14 protein-coding genes are annotated in these 17,682 nt (G+C 69.1%); 6 read left to right on the top strand and 8 right to left on the bottom strand.

The window, feature by feature from the left end; genetic code table 11:
* Nucleotide 1 precedes the first annotated feature (1 nt).
* On the bottom strand, nt 2-2,884 hold the full coding sequence (locus ACIGII_RS08375) for an EAL domain-containing protein (protein ID WP_399636489.1): 2,883 nt from the start codon (nt 2,882-2,884) through the stop codon (nt 2-4).
* Nucleotides 2,885-3,095: 211 nt separating this feature from the next.
* Here ACIGII_RS08375 and ACIGII_RS08370 point away from each other — a divergent pair, with 211 nt between their 5' ends.
* From ACIGII_RS08370 to ACIGII_RS08350, 5 genes are all read left to right on the top strand, one after another.
* Nucleotides 3,096-3,650 carry an RNA polymerase sigma factor gene (locus tag ACIGII_RS08370; protein ID WP_399636746.1) on the top strand — a complete coding sequence of 185 codons (555 nt, stop codon included), beginning with the start codon at nt 3,096-3,098 and terminating at the stop codon, nt 3,648-3,650.
* Nucleotides 3,647-4,531, top strand: a complete 885-nt coding sequence (locus ACIGII_RS08365) for a hypothetical protein (RefSeq protein WP_399636491.1) — start codon at nt 3,647-3,649, stop codon at nt 4,529-4,531. The genes ACIGII_RS08370 and ACIGII_RS08365 overlap by 4 nt, the downstream gene beginning before the upstream one ends.
* A gap of 32 nt (nt 4,532-4,563) precedes the next feature.
* A complete protein-coding gene (locus ACIGII_RS08360) occupies nt 4,564-5,172 on the top strand; it encodes an IMPACT family protein (RefSeq protein WP_399636493.1) in 609 nt (202 codons plus the stop codon).
* Nucleotides 5,165-6,943, top strand: a complete 1,779-nt coding sequence (locus tag ACIGII_RS08355; protein ID WP_399636496.1) for an ABC transporter transmembrane domain-containing protein — start codon at nt 5,165-5,167, stop codon at nt 6,941-6,943. Before ACIGII_RS08360 ends, ACIGII_RS08355 begins: the two co-directional genes overlap by 8 nt.
* A 68-nt stretch (nt 6,944-7,011) precedes the next feature.
* Nucleotides 7,012-7,209, top strand: a complete 198-nt coding sequence (locus tag ACIGII_RS08350) for a hypothetical protein (RefSeq protein WP_399636499.1) — start codon at nt 7,012-7,014, stop codon at nt 7,207-7,209.
* Between the two features lie 408 nt (nt 7,210-7,617).
* Here the strand turns inward: ACIGII_RS08350 and ACIGII_RS08345 are convergent, their stop codons facing one another.
* The 6 genes from ACIGII_RS08345 to hrcA form a co-directional block, all read right to left on the bottom strand.
* The gene (locus ACIGII_RS08345) at nt 7,618-8,730 is read right to left on the bottom strand and encodes a prephenate dehydrogenase (protein ID WP_399636502.1); all 1,113 of its coding nucleotides are present in this window, start codon (nt 8,728-8,730) and stop codon (nt 7,618-7,620) included.
* A complete protein-coding gene (gene pdxY / locus ACIGII_RS08340) occupies nt 8,727-9,635 on the bottom strand; it encodes a pyridoxal kinase (protein WP_399636504.1) in 909 nt (302 codons plus the stop codon). The genes ACIGII_RS08345 and pdxY overlap by 4 nt, the downstream gene beginning before the upstream one ends.
* A gap of 315 nt (nt 9,636-9,950) precedes the next feature.
* A complete protein-coding gene (dnaJ, locus tag ACIGII_RS08335) occupies nt 9,951-11,075 on the bottom strand; it encodes a molecular chaperone DnaJ (RefSeq protein ID WP_399636507.1) in 1,125 nt (374 codons plus the stop codon).
* An 84-nt stretch (nt 11,076-11,159) separates the two neighbouring features.
* Nucleotides 11,160-13,094, bottom strand: coding sequence for a molecular chaperone DnaK (gene dnaK, locus ACIGII_RS08330; protein WP_399657486.1), 1,935 nt, complete (start codon nt 13,092-13,094; stop codon nt 11,160-11,162).
* A 129-nt stretch (nt 13,095-13,223) separates the two neighbouring features.
* On the bottom strand, nt 13,224-13,739 hold the full coding sequence (gene grpE / locus ACIGII_RS08325; protein WP_399636512.1) for a nucleotide exchange factor GrpE: 516 nt from the start codon (nt 13,737-13,739) through the stop codon (nt 13,224-13,226).
* Between the two features lie 82 nt (nt 13,740-13,821).
* Nucleotides 13,822-14,889 carry a heat-inducible transcriptional repressor HrcA gene (hrcA, locus tag ACIGII_RS08320; protein WP_399636514.1) on the bottom strand — a complete coding sequence of 356 codons (1,068 nt, stop codon included), beginning with the start codon at nt 14,887-14,889 and terminating at the stop codon, nt 13,822-13,824.
* Between the two features lie 125 nt (nt 14,890-15,014).
* Between hrcA and recN the strand changes: the two genes are divergently transcribed.
* Nucleotides 15,015-16,679 (top strand): DNA repair protein RecN, encoded by a 1,665-nt coding sequence (gene recN / locus ACIGII_RS08315; protein WP_399636517.1) that lies wholly within the window; start codon nt 15,015-15,017, stop codon nt 16,677-16,679.
* 74 nt (nt 16,680-16,753) lie between these two features.
* On the opposite strand, the gene ACIGII_RS08310 is transcribed toward recN, so the two are convergent.
* Complete coding sequence (locus ACIGII_RS08310) at nt 16,754-17,671, bottom strand: LysR family transcriptional regulator (RefSeq protein ID WP_399636519.1); 918 nt, start codon at nt 17,669-17,671, stop codon at nt 16,754-16,756.
* Nucleotides 17,672-17,682: the final 11 nt, after the last annotated feature.

The following is a 17,682-nucleotide window of genomic DNA, read 5'->3' as shown; positions in this document are numbered from 1 at the left end:
ATCACGCGGTGACGAAGGTGTCCATCGGCGCGGGGCGACCGAGCAGGTAGCCCTGGCCGTAATCGCAGCCCAGCTGCAGCAGGGTTTCGCGTTGGGCCATGTTCTCGATGCCCTCGCCCACCGTCTCGATGCCCAGCGTGCGCGCCAGCGACAGCACGCCCTGGACCAGTGCGTAGGTGCTCTGCAGGTCCTGGCCATGCAGGCCGGCGATGAAGCTCTGGTCGATCTTGAGCGTGGAGATCGGGAACCGGTGCAGGTAGGACAGCGCCGAGAAGCCGGTACCGAAATCGTCCAGCTGCACCAGCACCCCGCGTTCGCGCAGCGTCTGCAGGATCCGCAGCGTCCGCGGGCCGTCGTCGAGCAGCGCCACTTCGGTGATTTCCAGGCGCAGCCGGCGCGGATCGGCGCCGGCCGCCTCGATCAGGCCGAACAGCCGTGCGCTGAAATCGGCCGAACGGAAATGCCGCGGCGACACGTTGACCGAGAGATAGCCCTCGCCGCCGCGCGCCAGCTGGCCGATCACATCTTCATACAGCAGCCAGTCGACCTGCTCGATCAGCCCGCTCTCCTCGCCCAGGTCCAGGAACGCACTGGGCAGCAACAGACCGCGCCGTTCATGCCGCCAACGCAGCAGCGCTTCGTAGCCCACCACCTGGCCGTCGCTGAGCCGCACGATCGGCTGGTAGTACGGCAGGAAGTCGCGGTTGTTGATCGCGCGGCGCAGGTCCGCTTCCAGGTCCAGGCTGCGCAGCGCTTCTTCGCGCATGGCTTCGTCGAACACCGCCCAGCGGTCTTTGCCCTGGGCCTTGGCCCGGTACATGGCCGCATCGGCATCGCGCACCATTTCCTCGCCATTGCGGTAGCGCGGGCTCCACATCGCGATCCCCAGGCTGCCTGACGGGAACAGTTCCCGGCCCTGTACCCACATCGACTCTTCCAGCGCCACCAGCATGCGCTGGGAGAACTCGCGTGCCGTCTCCAGCCCCTGCTCGCATTCGAGCAGCAGCGCGAACTCGTCACCGCCCAGTCGCGCCACCACGTCGTCGGGGCCCACCATGGACACGATCCGCTTGGCCACTTCCACCAGCATCTGGTCGCCCGCGGCATGGCCAATGCTGTCGTTGACCAGCTTGAAGCGGTCCAGGTCGAGGAACAGCACCGCAAAGCGCAGTCCGTCGCGCGAGCGTGCACGCGCGATGGCGTCTTCCAGCCGGTCGAGCAAATGCGCGCGGTTGGGCAGTCCCGTCAGCGCATCGTGCAGCGCCTGGTGGGTCAGGCGCTGCTCGGCACGCAGCCGCTCGCCGATCTGGCCAAGCAGCTTGTCGTTGACTTCGGCCAGCTCGCGGGTGCGCTCGTCGACGCGCTTCTCCAGCTCGGCGTGCGCGTTGCGCAGGCGTTCCTGGTCGCGTTGGCGGGCCAGGCCGTTGCCGATGTTCTGCGCCACGAAGGTCAGCAGGCGCTGGTCGTGCGCGGTGAAACTGATGTCCGGCGAATAGCTCTGGACCACGATCACGCCGACCACGTCGTCGTCGCTCAGCAGCGGCACGCCCAGCCAGCAGTGCGAGCGCGCACCGAACTCGTTGACCGTGCCCGACGCGCGCAGCGCATCGATCTGTTCGCGCGACGCCAGCAACGGTTGCCGGTTGCGCACGATGTATTCGGTCAGGCCCATGCTGAACGGGCGTGGGGCGCGCGCCGGGTTGTACTCGTCGACCGAGTACACGAATTCCAGCCCCTCGCCGGACTCGTCCACCAGCGCGATATAGAAATTCCGTGCATCCAGCAGCGTGCCGACCACGCCGTGCACCTGCACGTAGAACTGCGCCAGGCTCTCGGCGCTCATCGCCATTTCGGCAATGTTGAACAGGGCCAGCTGCAGCTTTTCGGCACGGCGGCGTTCGATCACCTCGTCCTGCAGGCTGTGGTTGGCGCGCTGCAGTTCCAGCGTGCGCCGCTCCACCTGGCGCTCCAGCTGCACCTGCGCCTGGCGCCGGTCCATCGCAGTGAGGATGTGCTGGGCCACGTAGCCCAGCAGGGTGCGGTCGGCTTCGTTGTAGCGCACCCGCTGTTCATAGCTCTGCACCACGATGGCGCCACACACCCGGCCGTCGCGCAGCATCGGCACGCCCAGCCAGTCCAGGCTCTCGGGCCCGCGGCTGGGATCGTACTCGTCGCTCATCGCCGCCAACAGCTCGTTGGATGGCCCACTGAGCGGCTGGCCATGGCGCAGCAGCGCGAAGGTCAGGCTGCGCGGCATTTCGTGCTCTTCGTAGCTGCGGTCGGGATCGGCCACGAAGCTGTCGCGCTGGTCGGCGAAGTACAGAAAGCGGATCCGCCTGCGCGCGTCGTCGTATTCGACGATGTAGCAGTTCTGCGCGTACATCAGTGAATTGAGCACGCGATGGAAGTGCCGCAGCATCTCGGTCATTTCCAGGTCGGCGCCGGCGAGGTCGGCGATTTCGTACAGGGCCTGCTGCAGGCGTTTGGAATTTTCCAGCGAACGGATCTGGTCGCGCTGGCGGGCCAGTGCCAGTGCGTCCTGCAGTGCACTGCGCGCTGCGCCCCACCAGGCGTCGGGCGGGTTGGCGTCGCCGTCCAGCACGACATGAATGAGCAGCTCCCCGCCCTGGTGCTGCCAGCGATACAGCGCCCCGGGGGCGGACCGGTCCGGCGACGATGCGAGCAGCGCCTCCAGCCCCGCCGGGTCCGGGCCGACGCCCGGCGGGTGGCAGACGCAGCCGTCGCCCAGGGTGGCGTCGGTCCAGCCCAGGGTCAGCCGCGTCCCGGTCGGCAGCAACGCGCACAGCGTCCGCGCAAGCGCCGCCGACACCGCTGCGGCACGGTCCTTCTGGCCTGAAGTCGTCACTGCCTGGCTGGACAACATGTTGATCTCTTCTGGCGCCGGATGCCCGGCGCCTCCCCTGTCCGCCGAGCATAACGCGCAAACCGGGGTGCAGTGGAAGCCCTCGACCCCATTGCGGGCCCCTGGACGTTGTTCGACGGGTGTCCCCCTACTGGCCGCCGCCTCGATGACCCGCCCCGCCCGCGCCCTGCCCGGCTATGCGCAGGTGCGCCCAGCGCTTACTCTGTCCGCCGTGGATGCTGCCGCCCTGCCAACCGACGAGTCGCTGATGCTGGCCTGGGCCGCGGGCGACCTGCGCGCCTTCGAGCGCCTGTATGCACGCCATCGCAACCGCCTGTACAGCTTCCTGCTGCGCCAGTTGCGCGATGCGGCGCTGGCCGACGAGATGTTCCAGGACGTCTGGCAGCGGGTGATCGCCGCCCGCGCCGGCTGGCAGCCCGAAGCCGCGTTCACCACCTGGCTGTTCCGGATTGCCCATAATCGGCTCAACGACCATTGGCGGGCATTGCGCCACCGGCCTTCTCCTCCGGGCGATGCCGACGAACGCGTGGCGCGCATGCACGATCCCCGTACCCCGGAAACCCAGTTGTCCGAGTTCGAGCAGCGGCGACGGCTGCAACTGGCGATGGAACAGCTGCCCGACGACCAGCGTACGGTGCTGCAGCTGCGGCTGGAACAGGAGTTGAGCCTGGAAGAGATCGCGCAGATCACCGGCGTCGGACGGGAAACCGTGAAATCGCGACTGCGGTACGCGATGGACAAACTGCGCGCGGAGTTGAGCCCATGAACCGCAACGATCCGCTGACCCCGGAAGAACGCGCGTTGGCCCGCCTGCTCGGTCAGCCGGCGGCCAGCGCACCGCCCGCGGCCGTTGACGAGGCGGTGCTGGCGGCCGCGCGCGCGGCCGTGCGAGCGGGTGCCGAGGCGGAACCGAGCGCCGCCGCACCGGCCTCCCGTCCCATGCCGCGGCGCCGTTCGCGCGTGCCCGCCGTCCTCGGCCTGGCCGCCTCGCTGGTGTTCGCGGTAGGCATTGCCTGGCAGCTGAAGCCGGAAGCGCCACCGCCGGCCGCGCCGGCGCCGATGGCCCGCGAGGTCGCTGCCGACACGGCGGCACCGTCCGATGCGGCCGCACCGGTGAGCGAATCGCCACGCCGGCCGTCGGCACGCGCCCCGTCCGCACCAAGTCCCGAGCCGGTGCCGGTGCCAGCGCCCGCCCCGCTGCCGCCCCCCGCCGCCGCGCCGGTCGCCGTGCCGGCGCCGCCCGCCCCGATGGCCGCCCCGACACCGCAGCGCGAGCAGGCCGAGGTCGACGCCGCGCAGGCGCCGGCGCTGGACCGCGTGGAGGCCACCGGCAGCCGCGCCAGCGATGCGCCTGGCCAGGCCAGGCTCGCCGCGCCTGCGGCAGCGCGGGCGCCGGGTGCGCCGGGGGTCATGCGGCGTGCCGAACCGGCGCCGGCTGCAGCGTACGGCGCGATGATCTCGCCCGATGCCCTCACCCTGGCAGTCGATGCCGATGCCGCGCTGCCACGGCGGCAGTGGATCAAGCGCATCCGCGAGCGCCGCGATGGTGGCGACCTGGATACCGCGCGCGCCAGTCTGGAGCGCTACCTGCAGCATTATCCGGAAGCACGCATCCCCGGCGACCTGCGCGCGCTGCTCGATCCCTGAGCCGCGCCCGGCCCGGGGCTACAATGATGCCGATGCCCGATACGCTCGCCACCACCGTCAGCCACAGCCTGGACATCAAACACAGCCGCTTCGTCGCGCACGCGTCACCGATCGACGCGCCCGACGACGCGCTGGCGTTCCTGCAGCAGGTGGCGGTGGCTGACGCCACGCACAACTGCTGGGCGTACCGGCATGGCAACGCGTACCGCTCCAGCGACGATGGCGAACCGGCGGGCACCGCCGGTCGCCCCATCCTGGCGGCGATCGATGGCCAGGGCTTCGACCGGGTAATGGTCGTGGTGATCCGCTGGTACGGCGGCATCAAGCTGGGCGCGGGTGGCCTGGTGCGGGCGTATGGCGGGACCGCCGCCGAGTGCCTGCGTACCGCGCCACGGCTGCCGCTGGTGGCGCTGGCCGAGCTGACCGTGCAGGCCGGCTTCGAGGACCTGGGCGCGCTGCATGCGGCGCTGGCGCTGCACCTGGCCGACAAGCTGGATGAAACCTTCACCGCGTCCGGGGTGGCACTGCAGGTGCGGCTGCCGGCCGAGCAGGTCGACCCGTTGAAAACCCGTCTTCGCGACGCCACCCGTGATCGTATCCGGGTGCATGCACGCACCGAACCAGGCATTGCCCATGACTGATGCACAGATCCCGCCCACGCCCTCGCCGGCCCCCACCCTGCGCCGCCTCGGCAGCCTGGGCACGCTGTGGCCGTTCGTGCGCCGCCACGGCGGGTTGTTCTCGGCCTGGCTGGCCGCACTGGCGGTGTCGTCGGCGGCCACGCTGAGCCTGCCGCCGGCGGTGAAGCAGATGATCGACCACGGCTTCAACAGCAATGGCCAGATCAACCGTGCCTTTGCCCTGCTGTTCCTGGTCGCGGTGGTGCTGGCGCTTGCCACGGCGGCGCGCTTCTTCTTCGTCTCGTTGCTGGGCGAAAAGGTGGTGGCCGACCTGCGCAGCCGCCTGTACGCACACCTGATCGCGCTGGGCGCGGGCTTCCATGACCGCAGCCGCAGCGGCGAGCTGGTGTCGCGCCTGACCGCCGACAGCGAACTGCTGCGCAGCGTGATCGGCTCGACCATGTCGGTCGCCCTGCGCAGCAGCGTCACCGTGGTGGGCAGCCTGGTGATGCTGTTCGTGACCAGCCCGCGGCTGGCGGCCTGGTCGCTGGTCGGCATTCCGCTGGCGGTGCTGCCGATCATCATCGGCGCGCGCCGCCTGCGCGGCATTTCGCGCGCGAGCCAGGACCGCATCGCCGACGCCAACAGCCTGGCTGCCGAAACGCTGGGCGCGGTGCGCACGGTGCAGGCGCATGCGCGCGAGCCCTATGAACGCGGCCGCTTCAACGCCGCGCTGGGCGAATCGATCCGCGCCGCGCGCCGGCGTATCGCCGCGCAGTCACTGGTCACTGCCACGGCGATCGTGCTGGTGTTCGGCGCGATCGTGGGCGTGCTCTGGCTGGGCGCGCACGATGTGATCGACGGCCGCATGAGCGCCGGCACCCTGGGCCAGTTCGTGCTGTATGCGCTGATCGGTGGTGGTTCGGTGGGCGCGCTGGCCGAAGTCTGGAACGAACTGCAGCGCGCCTCCGGGGGCATGGGCCGGATCGCCGAGCTGCTGCAGGAAGATGTCGAGATCACCAGTCCTGCCGACCCGCAGCCGCTGCCGCAGCCGCTGCGCGGCGACATCCGCTTCCAGGACGTGGTTTTCCACTATCCCCAGCGGCCGGATGCGCCCGCGCTGGATCATTTCGACCTGCATGTCCGCCCCGGCGAAACCGTGGCGCTGGTGGGGCCGTCCGGTGCCGGCAAGAGCACGGTGCTGTCGATGCTGCTGCGCTTCCACGATCCGGCTGCCGGCAGCGTGCAGGTGGACGGCGTCGACGTGCGCCGGGTCGATCCGGCGCAGCTGCGCGCGCAGATGGCGCTGGTACCGCAGCAGCCCACCCTGTTTGCCAGCAGCGCGCTGGACAACATCCGTTACGGCCGGCTGGACGCCAGCAACGAAGAAGTGCAGCGCGCGGCGGCCGCGGCCGAGGCCGACGACTTCCTGCAGGCGTTGCCGGAGGGTTACCTGAGCGAGCTGGGCGAACGCGGGGCACGCCTGTCCGGCGGCCAGCAGCAGCGCATCGCGATTGCACGCGCCCTGCTCAAGGACGCGCCGATCCTGTTGCTGGACGAAGCCACCAGCGCGCTGGACGCGCAGAGCGAGCGCGCGGTGCAGCAGGCGCTGGAACGGCTGATGGCCGGTCGCACCACGCTGGTGATCGCGCACCGCCTGGCCACCGTGCTCAAGGCCGACCGGATCGTGGTGATGGACCACGGCCGTATCGTGGCGCAGGGAACGCATGCGCAATTGCTGGCCGAAGGCGGACTGTACGCTGAACTGGCGAAGCTGCAGTTCATCGATTGATGACACATCGCTAACGTGCGGGGTCGCATCGTGGCACCGTTCCCTGGGTTCCCTGCAGGAGGTGTTGCATGTCGTTCCGACAGTTCCCCGCCGTAGACGCCGATGGCAACGACTATGTGGTCATTGAGTTCAAGAGCGAGCAGTCGAATGCACCGGCTACCGCGGCCGATCCGCATGTCCGCTACGAGCTGGCCGACGGCCAGCGGCTGGTGCGTGATGGGCGGGTATTCCGGCTTGAAGATGGCGGGCTTACGCTGACGATTTGAAGCGTACCGACCAACGGTCGGTACCTACCGTGGCGGGCTTGGCGCGTACCGACCAACGGTCGGTACCTACCGTTGCGGGTGTGGAGCGTACCGACCAACGGTCGGTACCTACCGTGGCGGGTTTGGAGCGTACCGACCAACGGTCGGTACCTACCGTGGTGGGTTTGGCGCGTACCGACCAACGGTCGGTACCTGCTGTGTGATGGGATGGGGTGCGTGCGCGATGTCGCGGGGCGACGAGGCTACCGGTAGCGCACGACCGTTGGTCGTGCGACGCGCGGGTCGCGCGGCCCTGGTCAATTAATCGCCATCCTTCTTGACAGCCTTGCTGCGCGGGGCCTGTGCACGGTTATCCACACGCTTGTCCGCATGTCATCCACACCCCCTGTGGATGAATGCGGCGGTGCATCAGCGTGGCAGCACCCGCCCGATCCCGGTGGCGTCGATCTCCACCGCTGCGCGCTGCAGCGCCTGCAGGCTGCTGCCGGCCACGAACCCCATGCGGAAGTGCACCTCGCCGCCCGGCGTGCGCGAGGAGTGGATCGACGCCAGGCTCACCCCATGCCGTTCGAACACATGCAGCAGCTCGCGCAGCGAGCCGGGGCGGTCTTCGGGAAGATGCACGCTGATCGCGTTGCGCTCGGTCAGGTCGGCCAGCAGGTAACCGACCCGTTCGAAGGTGTAGTTGCCGTCGGCCAGCAGCGCGTCACCCTGATGCGCGCGGTTGTCGGCAAGCAGCTGCTGGCGGAATGCGGCGCGCGCCACGTCGTCGCCCTGGACGACCTGGTCGCGAAGGCGCTGCAGCTGCTCCAGCAGGCGTTCCAGCATCGGCGCCACATGCGGGTTGCCGAACTGGATGTCCTCGTAGATGGCCGGGTTCATCGACAGGATCCGCGCGATGATCGCGGTATCCAGTTCGAACGACGCCGACCGGTAGGGCAGCAGGTCCTGCAGCGGGCCAAGCTGCGCGGCGTACCCGCGCAGCACCCCGGCCTGGGCCAGGTGGGTGGCATGTACCATCGCCTGCACCAGGGCCATGACCTGGTCATGGTGCTCGGGGCTGGCCTGCACGCATTCGGCTTCGAGCGCGGCGCACAGCTCGCTCATCCACGGTTGCCACCGCGCCAGGCGCGCTTCGCAGACCACCATCACCCGGCCCTTCAGGGTGGGCGCCTTGGGCGGTGCGGTCATCGGATGCAGCCCCACCACCTCGGCCTGCGAGCGCAGCATCGCCGCCACCGGTTCGCTCTTCACCGAGGTCACGTCCAACCACAGCCGTCCGGCTTCGCGACCGGCCGATCGGGTCACGTAGTCTGCGATCAGCGCAGGCGTATGCCGGATGGGTGCGGAGAACACCAGCACCTCGGCGCGTGCCAACACCGTTTCGGGATCCTGCGACTGGGGATCGGCCGGATCATGGCCGATCACCTCCAGGCCCAGCCGCTGTTCCAGGAACGTGCGCAGCCAGCGTCCGTAGGCACCTGCGCTGCCGACGATGCCGACGACCGGGCGCAGGGTCACGCCAGCCGCTCGGCGCGGAAGCGATGCGGCTGCGCCAACGCGGCCGGTGCCGCGGCGAGCACGTCGAACTCTTCGTGGTCGTTGGCCAACGTGGCTTCCAGCGCAGCATGCACGCCGGAGATCGAACGCGACAGCGCCTGCTCGAAGCGCTCACCGCGCAGCAGGAAGGCGACCAGCAGCGACATCAGCACATCGCCGGTACCGGCCACGTCCACGGGGAGGTGCGGGGAGGTCCAGCGCCAGACCGCATCACGGCTGACCGCCAGCGTTACCAGCTCACCGGGGTCACCGCCGACGCTGTGCGCCAGTACCCATTCCGGGCCCCGCGCCAGCAGCGCCTTCGATGCGGCGATGGCATCGGCTTCGGCCAGGCTGGGCAGGCCGGTGAGGCGGCCCAGCTCGAATGCATTCGGCGTCACCAGCCACGCGTGCGGCAGCAGGCGCTCGGCGAACACGGTTTCCAGTCCCGGCTCCACATAGGGCCCGGTGTGGGTGTCGCCGATCACCGGGTCCAGGCAGTAGCGCAGCTGCGGCGACGCCGCCAGCACGCGCTCGACCCAGTCGGCGAAGGCGGCACCGTTGCCGACGCTGCCGAAGTAGCCGGACACCAGCATCTTTGCGCGGGCCGGCAGGCCGCGTTCTTCCGCGCCCAGCAGCAGGTCGGCGAACCAGTCGGTCGGCAGCACGCGCCCACGGGTGGTCGGGTAGAAGGGCGCGTTGCTGAGCAGGGTGGTCGGCACCTCGGCCACGCGCACGCCCAGCGCGCGCAGCGGGGGCACCGCCGCGCTGTTGCCGGCGTGGCCATAGACCAGTTGCGACTGCACGGAGATGACATCGACCGGCGACGGGCCGTCCGGGCGCTGGCGGCGCCCGTGGACGAGGTGGCTTTCCAGGGAATCGTTCATGGCCCATTTTAGAGCGTACCGACCAACGGTCGGTACCTACCGGGTGAATCGTGCCCCAGCGGTCAGTCGTGGTCGACCGCGTGGGTCGGGCCAGACCGGTCAGTCGTGGTCGACCGCGTGGATCGGGCCAGACCGGTGAGTTGCGGCCGACCGCGTGGATCGGGCCAGACCGGTGAGTTGCCGCCGACCGGGTGGATCGGGCCCCACCGGTGGTGGGTTGCGGCCAACTGCGTGGATCGTGCCAGACCGGTGAGTTGCGCATAAAAAACGCCGGGACATGCCCGGCGTCTTCGTTACCGTTGGAACCCATCCTGTTTACGAGGTCATGCGGTCCCAGAAACCCTTCACGCCATCGATGAAGGTGGCCGATTTCGGCGAGTGCTTGCGCGCCTCCTCACCGGTGAAGGTGGTTTCGAACTGCTCCAGCAGCTTGCGCTGTTCGCTGGTCAGGTTGACCGGGGTCTCCACCACCACGCGGCAATACAGATCGCCTTCGCTGCGGCTGCGCACCGAGCGCACGCCCTTGCCCCTCAGGCGGAACAGCTTGCCGGTCTGGGTTTCGGCCGGAATGCGGATTTCCGCATAGCCGCCCAGGGTGGCCACGCGCACGGTGTCGCCCAGCGCGGCCTGCGAGATCCGGATCGGCACCTCGCAGTGCAGGTCGTCACCATCGCGCTGGAAGATCGCGTGCTCACGCACCCGCACTTCCACGTACAGGTCGCCCGGCGGCGTCCCGGCCGGACCGGCTTCGCCTTCGCCGGCCAGGCGGATGCGGTCGCCGGTGTCGACGCCGGCAGGCACCTTGACCGACAACACCTTGTCTTCCTCCACGCGACCGTTGCCGTGGCAGGTCTTGCAGGGGGTCTGGATGATCTGGCCACGGCCGTTGCAGTTGTGGCAGGCCTGCTGCATGGCAAAGATGCCACGCTGGATGCGCACCTGGCCCTGCCCTCGGCACACGCTGCAGGTTTCAACCTTGCCGTCTTCCGAGCCACTGCCGTTGCAGTCGTCGCACTCGGCCAGGGTCGGGATTTCGATGCGGCGCTCGATGCCGCGCACCGCTTCTTCCAGGTCCAGTTCCATCACGTAGCCGACATCGGCGCCGCGACGGGCCTGGCGCGGACCACCGCCGGCGCCACCGAAGATGTTGCCGAAGATGTCGCCGAAGATGTCGCCCATGTCCGGGCCGCCCGGGCCGCCACCGCCCATGCCGTGCTCGAACGCGGCGTGGCCATGCGCGTCGTACATGCGGCGCTTGTTGGGATCGGACAGGGTTTCGTAGGCCTCCTTGCACTCCTTGAAGGAGGCTTCGGCGGCACTGTCGCCCGGATTGCGGTCCGGGTGGTACTTCATCGCACAGCGGCGATAGGACTTCTTCAGTTCGTCGTCGGTCGCGGTGCGGGCAACACCCAGCACCTCGTAGTAATCGCGCTTGCTCATGGTTTGAATCGGGTTCCGGCAGTCAGGCGTTCAGGGATGCGACAACGGGGCGTTGCCTGCGCAACGCCCCGTCGGCTGTCCGGATCAGGACTTCTTGTCGTCCTTGACTTCGGTGAACTCGGCGTCGACCACGTCGTCGTGCGCGCCACCGTTGCCAGCGGCACCGGCGTCGGCACCCGGAGCGCCGCCACCCTGCTCGCCCGCGGACGCGGCGGCGAACAGCGCCTGGCCGGCTTCCTCAAGCGTCTTCGACTTGGCCTCGATCTGCGCCTTGTCGTCGCCCTTCATCGCCGTTTCCAGGTCGGCCAGGGCCGCCTCGACCTTGCCGATGACGTCGCCACCGACCTTGCTGCCGTGCTCGGTGATCGCGGTACGGGTACCGTGGATCAGCGCGTCGGCCTGGTTGCGGGCCTGGACCAGCTCGTGGAACTTCTTGTCTTCTTCGCGGTTGGCTTCCGCGTCGGCGACCATGCGTGCGATCTCGTCCTCGGACAGACCCGAACCGGCCTTGATCTCGACCTTCTGTTCCTTGTTGGTCTTCTTGTCCTTGGCCGACACGTGCAGGATGCCGTTGGCGTCGATGTCGAAGGACACTTCCACCTGCGGCAGGCCGCGCGGGGCCGGCTCGATGCCGGACAGGTCGAACTTGGCCAGCGACTTGTTGTAGCGGGCCTGTTCGCGCTCACCCTGCAGCACGTGCACGGTCACCGCCGACTGGTTGTCCTCGGCGGTGGAGAACACCTGCGAGGCCTTGGTCGGGATGGTGGTGTTCTTCTCGATGATCTTGGTGAACACGCCGCCCATGGTTTCGATGCCCAGCGAGAGCGGGGTCACGTCCAGCAGCAGCACGTCCTTGACGTCGCCGCCGAGCACGCCGCCCTGGATCGCCGCACCCAGTGCAACGGCTTCGTCCGGGTTGACGTCCTTGCGCGGTTCCTTGCCGAAGAACTCGGTCACGGCCTGCTGCACCTTCGGCATGCGGGTCTGGCCGCCGACCAGGATCACTTCGCTGATGTCGCTCGAACGCAGGCCGGCATCGTTCAGGGCGATGCGGCACGGCTCGATCGACTTCTTGATCAGGTCTTCGACCAGCGCTTCCAGCTTGGCGCGGGTCAGCTTGATGTTCAGGTGCTTCGGACCGGAGGCATCGGCGGTGACGTACGGCAGGTTCACTTCGGTCTGCTGGCTGGTCGACAGCTCGATCTTGGCGCGCTCGGCGGCGTCCTTCAGACGCTGCAGGGCCAGCGGATCCTTGCGCAGGTCGATGCCCTGGTCCTTGTTGAACTCGTCCACCAGGTACTCGATGACGCGGTTGTCGAAATCTTCGCCGCCCAGGAAGGTGTCGCCGTTGGTGGCCAGCACTTCGAACTGCTTCTCACCATCCACGTTGGCGATTTCGATGATCGACACGTCGAAGGTGCCGCCGCCCAGGTCGTACACGACGATCTTGCGGTCCTTGCCGTCGCCCTTGTCCAGGCCATAGGCCAGGGCCGCAGCGGTCGGCTCGTTGATGATGCGCTTCACTTCCAGGCCGGCGATGCGGCCGGCGTCCTTGGTCGCCTGGCGCTGGCTGTCGTTGAAGTAGGCCGGCACGGTGATCACGGCCTCGGTGACGGTCTCACCCAGGAACGCTTCGGCGGTCTTCTTCATCTTCTCCAGCACGCGGGCGGAGATTTCCTGCGGCGCCATCTTCTTCGCGTCGCTGGTCTGCACCCAGGCGTCGCCGTTGTCGTGGGCCAGGATGCCGTAAGGCACGTGCGCGATGTCCTTCTGGACTTCAGCGTCGGTGAACTTGCGGCCGATCAGGCGCTTGACGGCGTAGAAGGTGTTCTTCGGGTTGGTCACGGCCTGGCGCTTGGCCGAGGCGCCGACCAGCACTTCGCCGTCCTTGGTGTAGGCGACGATGGAAGGCGTGGTGCGGTCGCCCTCCGCATTTTCGATGACGCGGGCCTTGCCGCCGTCCATGATCGCCACGCACGAGTTGGTGGTGCCGAGGTCGATACCAATGATCTTGCCCATGGGGGAGACTCCTGAAAAGTGGGAAACATCCGGCCGCTGCCGGGTTATGAATGGGATGTGTGGGACGCTGCTGTCACTTTCAAGCCACCTGTCGAACACAGTGTCCGATGCTGGCGAAACGCGTTCAGGTCAGTCCCGTGCGACCACGACCAGGGCCGGGCGCAGCAGGCGATCGTTGAGCAGGTAGCCCTTCTGGAACACCTGGACCACGCTGCCCGGCGCCGCACCCGGGGCGTCGACCTGGCTGATCGCCTGGTGGTGCTCCGGGTTGAAGGTCTGGCCGGTCGGGTCCAGCAGGGTCAGGCCGTTGTCGGCAGCTACCTTCAACAACTGCTTGTAGGTCAGTTCCAGGCCTTCGCGCAGCGGGCTGGGCTCGGCGCCGGCGGCATTCAGGCCGGCGTCCAGGCTGTCGAACACCGGCAGCAGTTCGCCCAGCAGCTTTTCGTTGGCGAAGCGGCGCGCCTGGTCGACGTCGCGGGCCACGCGCTTGCGCTGGTTGTCCAGGTCGGCGCGCTCACGCAGCGACTCGGACCGGAGCAGCGCCACTTCGTTGTGCAGGGCGTCGAGCTGCTGCTGCAGGGTATCGCCCGTGGCGGCGTCGCCGGCCGGGGTCTGGGATGCGATATCAGGCTGATCTTGGTTCATTTCCGGATCCTTGGCGGTGACTCTCCGCCTCCACCCACCCCTATGTGGGCGGCCGGACCCGATTCAAGAGCCAGGGCGCGCGTTATGTGCGATCCCGGGACAATCCGCCCCCGGCCGGCACATCCAGGGCCGCGCCCAGCACCTGGGCGGTGGCCTCCACCAGCGGAATCATGCGGTCGTAGGCCATCCGCTTGGGGCCGATCACCCCCAGCACGCCCAGCACCTGGCCCCCGGCCGAATAAGGCGCGGTCACCAGCGAGACGTTCTCCAGCGGCATCACCCCGGTCTCCTCGCCAATGAAGATGCGCACGCCCGGGGCCTGGATGGTGCGCTCCAGCAGCTGCAGGATCTCGCGCTTGCTGGCGAACAGGTCGAACAGTTCGCGCAGCCGGTCCAGGTCGGACAGGTCCTGCACGCCCATCAGCCGGGTCTGACCGGCCAGCACCATGTCGTCGGCGGGCGGGGCCATGGCCTGTTCGGCCAGTTCCACGCTGTGCGCCAGCAGCTGTTCCATCTCCGAGCGCGCCTGGCGCAGCTCGATCAGCAGCGTGGAACGGATGTCGGCCAGCGGGCGACCGGCGCAATGGGCGTTGAGGTAATTGGCCACCTTTTCCAGCTCGGCCGGCTCCCAGCTGCGGCGCGGCTCGATCACCCGGTTCTGCACTTCGTTGTCGGCAAACACCAGGATCGCCAGGACCCGGCGCGCGTCCAGCGCCACGAAATCGATGTGCCGGAAGGCGAACTGCTCGCGCCGCGGCGCGCCGACCACGCCGACGAAGTGGCTCATCGCCGACAACAGTTCCGACGCGCTGCCCAGCAGCGCCTGGGTGCCGGCCCCGGTGGACAACTCGCTGCGCAGGCGGTTCAGCTCGCCCTCGCCCGGCGGCTGCATCTTGACCAGGCTGTCCACGAACACCCGGTAGCCGTGCGCGGTGGGCACGCGCCCGGCCGAGACATGCGCCGAGCTGAGCAGGCCCAGGTCTTCCAGGTCGCCCAGGATGTTGCGGATGGTGGCCGCGCTCACGTCCAGCCCGGCCAGGCGCGCCAGGGTCTGCGAGCCCACCGGTTCGCCGTCCTGGATGTGGCGCGCGATCAGCGTCCGCAGCAGGTGGCGGGCGCGCGGCGCGAGATGGGGCGCGGAAGGGTGCATGGAATCAACCTGTGAGACGCGACAGTGGATAATGGCAGGGCGACGCCCCGGCGAGGGATCGGGGATTGCCGATTGGAGCTGCCCGCCGCCCATGCTAGCGTTGCGCGGCTCAAGAACCCAACACCATGCTCAGACATCTATCGATCAAGGATTTTGCCGTCGTCCGCGCCACCGAACTGGAGTTCGGGCCGGGCATGACCGTGGTTTCGGGCGAGACCGGCGCCGGCAAGTCGCTGATGGTCGACGCGCTGGGCTTCCTGTCCGGCCTGCGCGCCGACAGCGGCGTGGTCCGCCACGGTGCCGCGCGCGCCGAACTGTCGGCCGAGTTCGCGCCGACCGACGACGCCCCGGCGCGGCGCTGGCTGCGCGACAACGAACTGGATGACGACGACCAGTGCCAGCTGCGCCGCATCATCCGCGCCGACGGCGGCTCGCGCGCCTGGATCAACGGGCGCCCGGTGACCCTGTCGCAGCTGACCGAACTGGCCGGCATGCTGGTCGAGATCCACGGCCAGCACGAGCAGCAGGCGCTGCTGGCACGGCCCTCGCAGCTCGCCCTGCTCGATGCCTTCGCGCGCAATGACGCCGAACGCGCCCGGGTCCGGCAGGCCGCCGCGCGCTGGCAGGCGCTGGTCGACGAAGCCGAGGCGCTCTCGCGCCAGGGCGATGTCAGCGACCGCATCGGTTTCCTCGAACACCAGCTGGGCGAGCTGCAGCGCGAAGACCTTGAACCGGCGTCGATCATCGCGCTGGGCAGCAGCCACCGCCGCCAGGCCCACGCAGGCGCACTGGTCAGTGCGTGCGACGTGGCCGCCGCCCGGCTCAACGGCGACGACGAGGTCTCGGTGCTGCAGCTGCTGCAGCAGACCCGCCACGACCTGTCGCGGGTGGCCGAACATGACGCCCGCCTGGGCGAGGTGGACGCGCTGCTGGACAGCGCGGTCATCCAGCTGCACGAAGCGCTGGCCCTGCTGGACCGCGTGCACGACGACCTGGACGCGGACCCGGAGCAGTTCGAGGACATCGAACGCCGCCTCGGTCGCCTGCACGACCTGTCGCGCAAGCACCGCGTACCGATGGAAGCGCTGGGCGAGCATCGCGACGCGATGGAAGCCGAAGTGGAGCAGCTGCGCGGCGCGGATGTGCGCCTGCAGGCGCTGGCTGGCGAGATCGAGCGGGCGGCGGCGCAGTGGCAGACCGTGGCGGCAACGCTGAGCGCCAGCCGCAGCCAGGCCGCCCAGGCCCTGTCCGATACCACCACCGCGCTGATCGGCGAGCTGGGCATGGGCGGCGGCCAGTTCCTGATCGAACTGGAACCGCACGCGGCCGGCAAGCCGGACCCGAACGGCGCCGAACGGGTCGAATTCCTCGTGGCCGCCAACGCCGGGCAACCGCCGCGCGCCCTGCGCAAGGTCGCCTCCGGCGGCGAACTGTCGCGCATTTCGCTGGCCATCGAGGTGGCGGCACTCGGCCTGGATGCGGTGCCGACCATGGTGTTCGACGAAGTGGACTCCGGCATTGGCGGCGCAGTGGCCGATATCGTCGGCCAGAAGCTGCGGGCACTGGGCGAGAAGCGGCAGGTACTGTGCGTCACCCACCTGCCGCAGGTGGCCTCCAAGGGCCATGCCCATTACCGGGTCAGCAAGGCGCCGGTGGACGGCATGACCCAGAGCGCGGTGGAGAAGCTGGACGCCAAGGCCCGCGAGGAAGAACTGGCGCGCATGCTCGGGGGCGTGGAAGTCAGCAAGGAAGCGCGCGCGGCCGCACGCAGGCTGCTGCAGGAAACGTGACGGCGTACCCACCAACGGTGGGTACCTACCGATGGCCCTACCAACGGTGGGTACCTGCCGATGGCCTGACCGGGTTACGCCAACGGCCTGGCCAGGTCCACCTGTTCCACCAGGAAATCCAGGAACGCCCGCACCCGCAGCGGCAGGTAGCCGCCCTGCCCCACGAACACCGCGTGCACCTCTTCCAGGTCACCCGGGTTGGCCTGCTCCAGCACCGGCAACAGCCGCCCGGCCGCGACATCGGCCTGTACCTGGAACGCGGCCAGCCGCGCGATGCCCGCCCCTCCCAGCACCAGCCGGCGCAGCGCCTCGCCGTCACTGGCGCGCGCGTTGCCCCCGGTCGGTACCATCAGCACCTGTCCCTGCTCGCGCAGCGGCCAGCCGCTCTGCGCGCGTGCATGTCCGATATCCAGGCGGTTGTGCGCCATCAGTGCGGCAGCGTCCTGCGGCAGGCCATGCCGGGCCGCGTACGCCGGGGCCGCCACGATCATCATCCGCGTCGCCCCCAGCCGCCGCGCGACCAGGCTGGAACTCTTCAATGGACCCGCGCGCACCGCGATGTCGGTGCGCTGCTCCAGCAGGTCGATCACTTCATCGGTCAACACCAGGTCCACCCCCACCTGCGGGTGCCGCGCCAGGAACGCCGGCAGCAGCGGCAGCAGGAAGTGGTGCCCGAACGGCACGTTGCTGTTCACCCGCAGCCGCCCCCGAGGCTCGGCGTGGGCACTGGCGCAGCGTTCGGCCTCGTCCAGGTCGGCCAGCACGCGCAGGCCGCGCTCATAGAATGCGCAGCCTTCCGGGGTGAGCTGCAGCTGGCGCGTGGAACGCTGCAGCAGGCGCGTGCCCAGCCGCTGTTCCAGCCGCGCCACCAGCTTGCTGACCGCCGACGGACTCATGTCCAGCGCGCGCGCCGCCGCCGAGAAACTGCCGGCCTCGATGACCCGCACGAAGATTTCCAGCTGACCGGACCGGTTGATGTCGGGCGAGGACATGGGATGAATTC

The sequence above is a fragment of the Stenotrophomonas sp. NPDC077420 genome (assembly GCF_044543385.1).
Classification (GTDB): domain Bacteria; phylum Pseudomonadota; class Gammaproteobacteria; order Xanthomonadales; family Xanthomonadaceae; genus Stenotrophomonas.
Note: the sequence above shows the minus strand (reverse complement) of the source record. Positions and strands in the feature narration are given on the sequence as shown.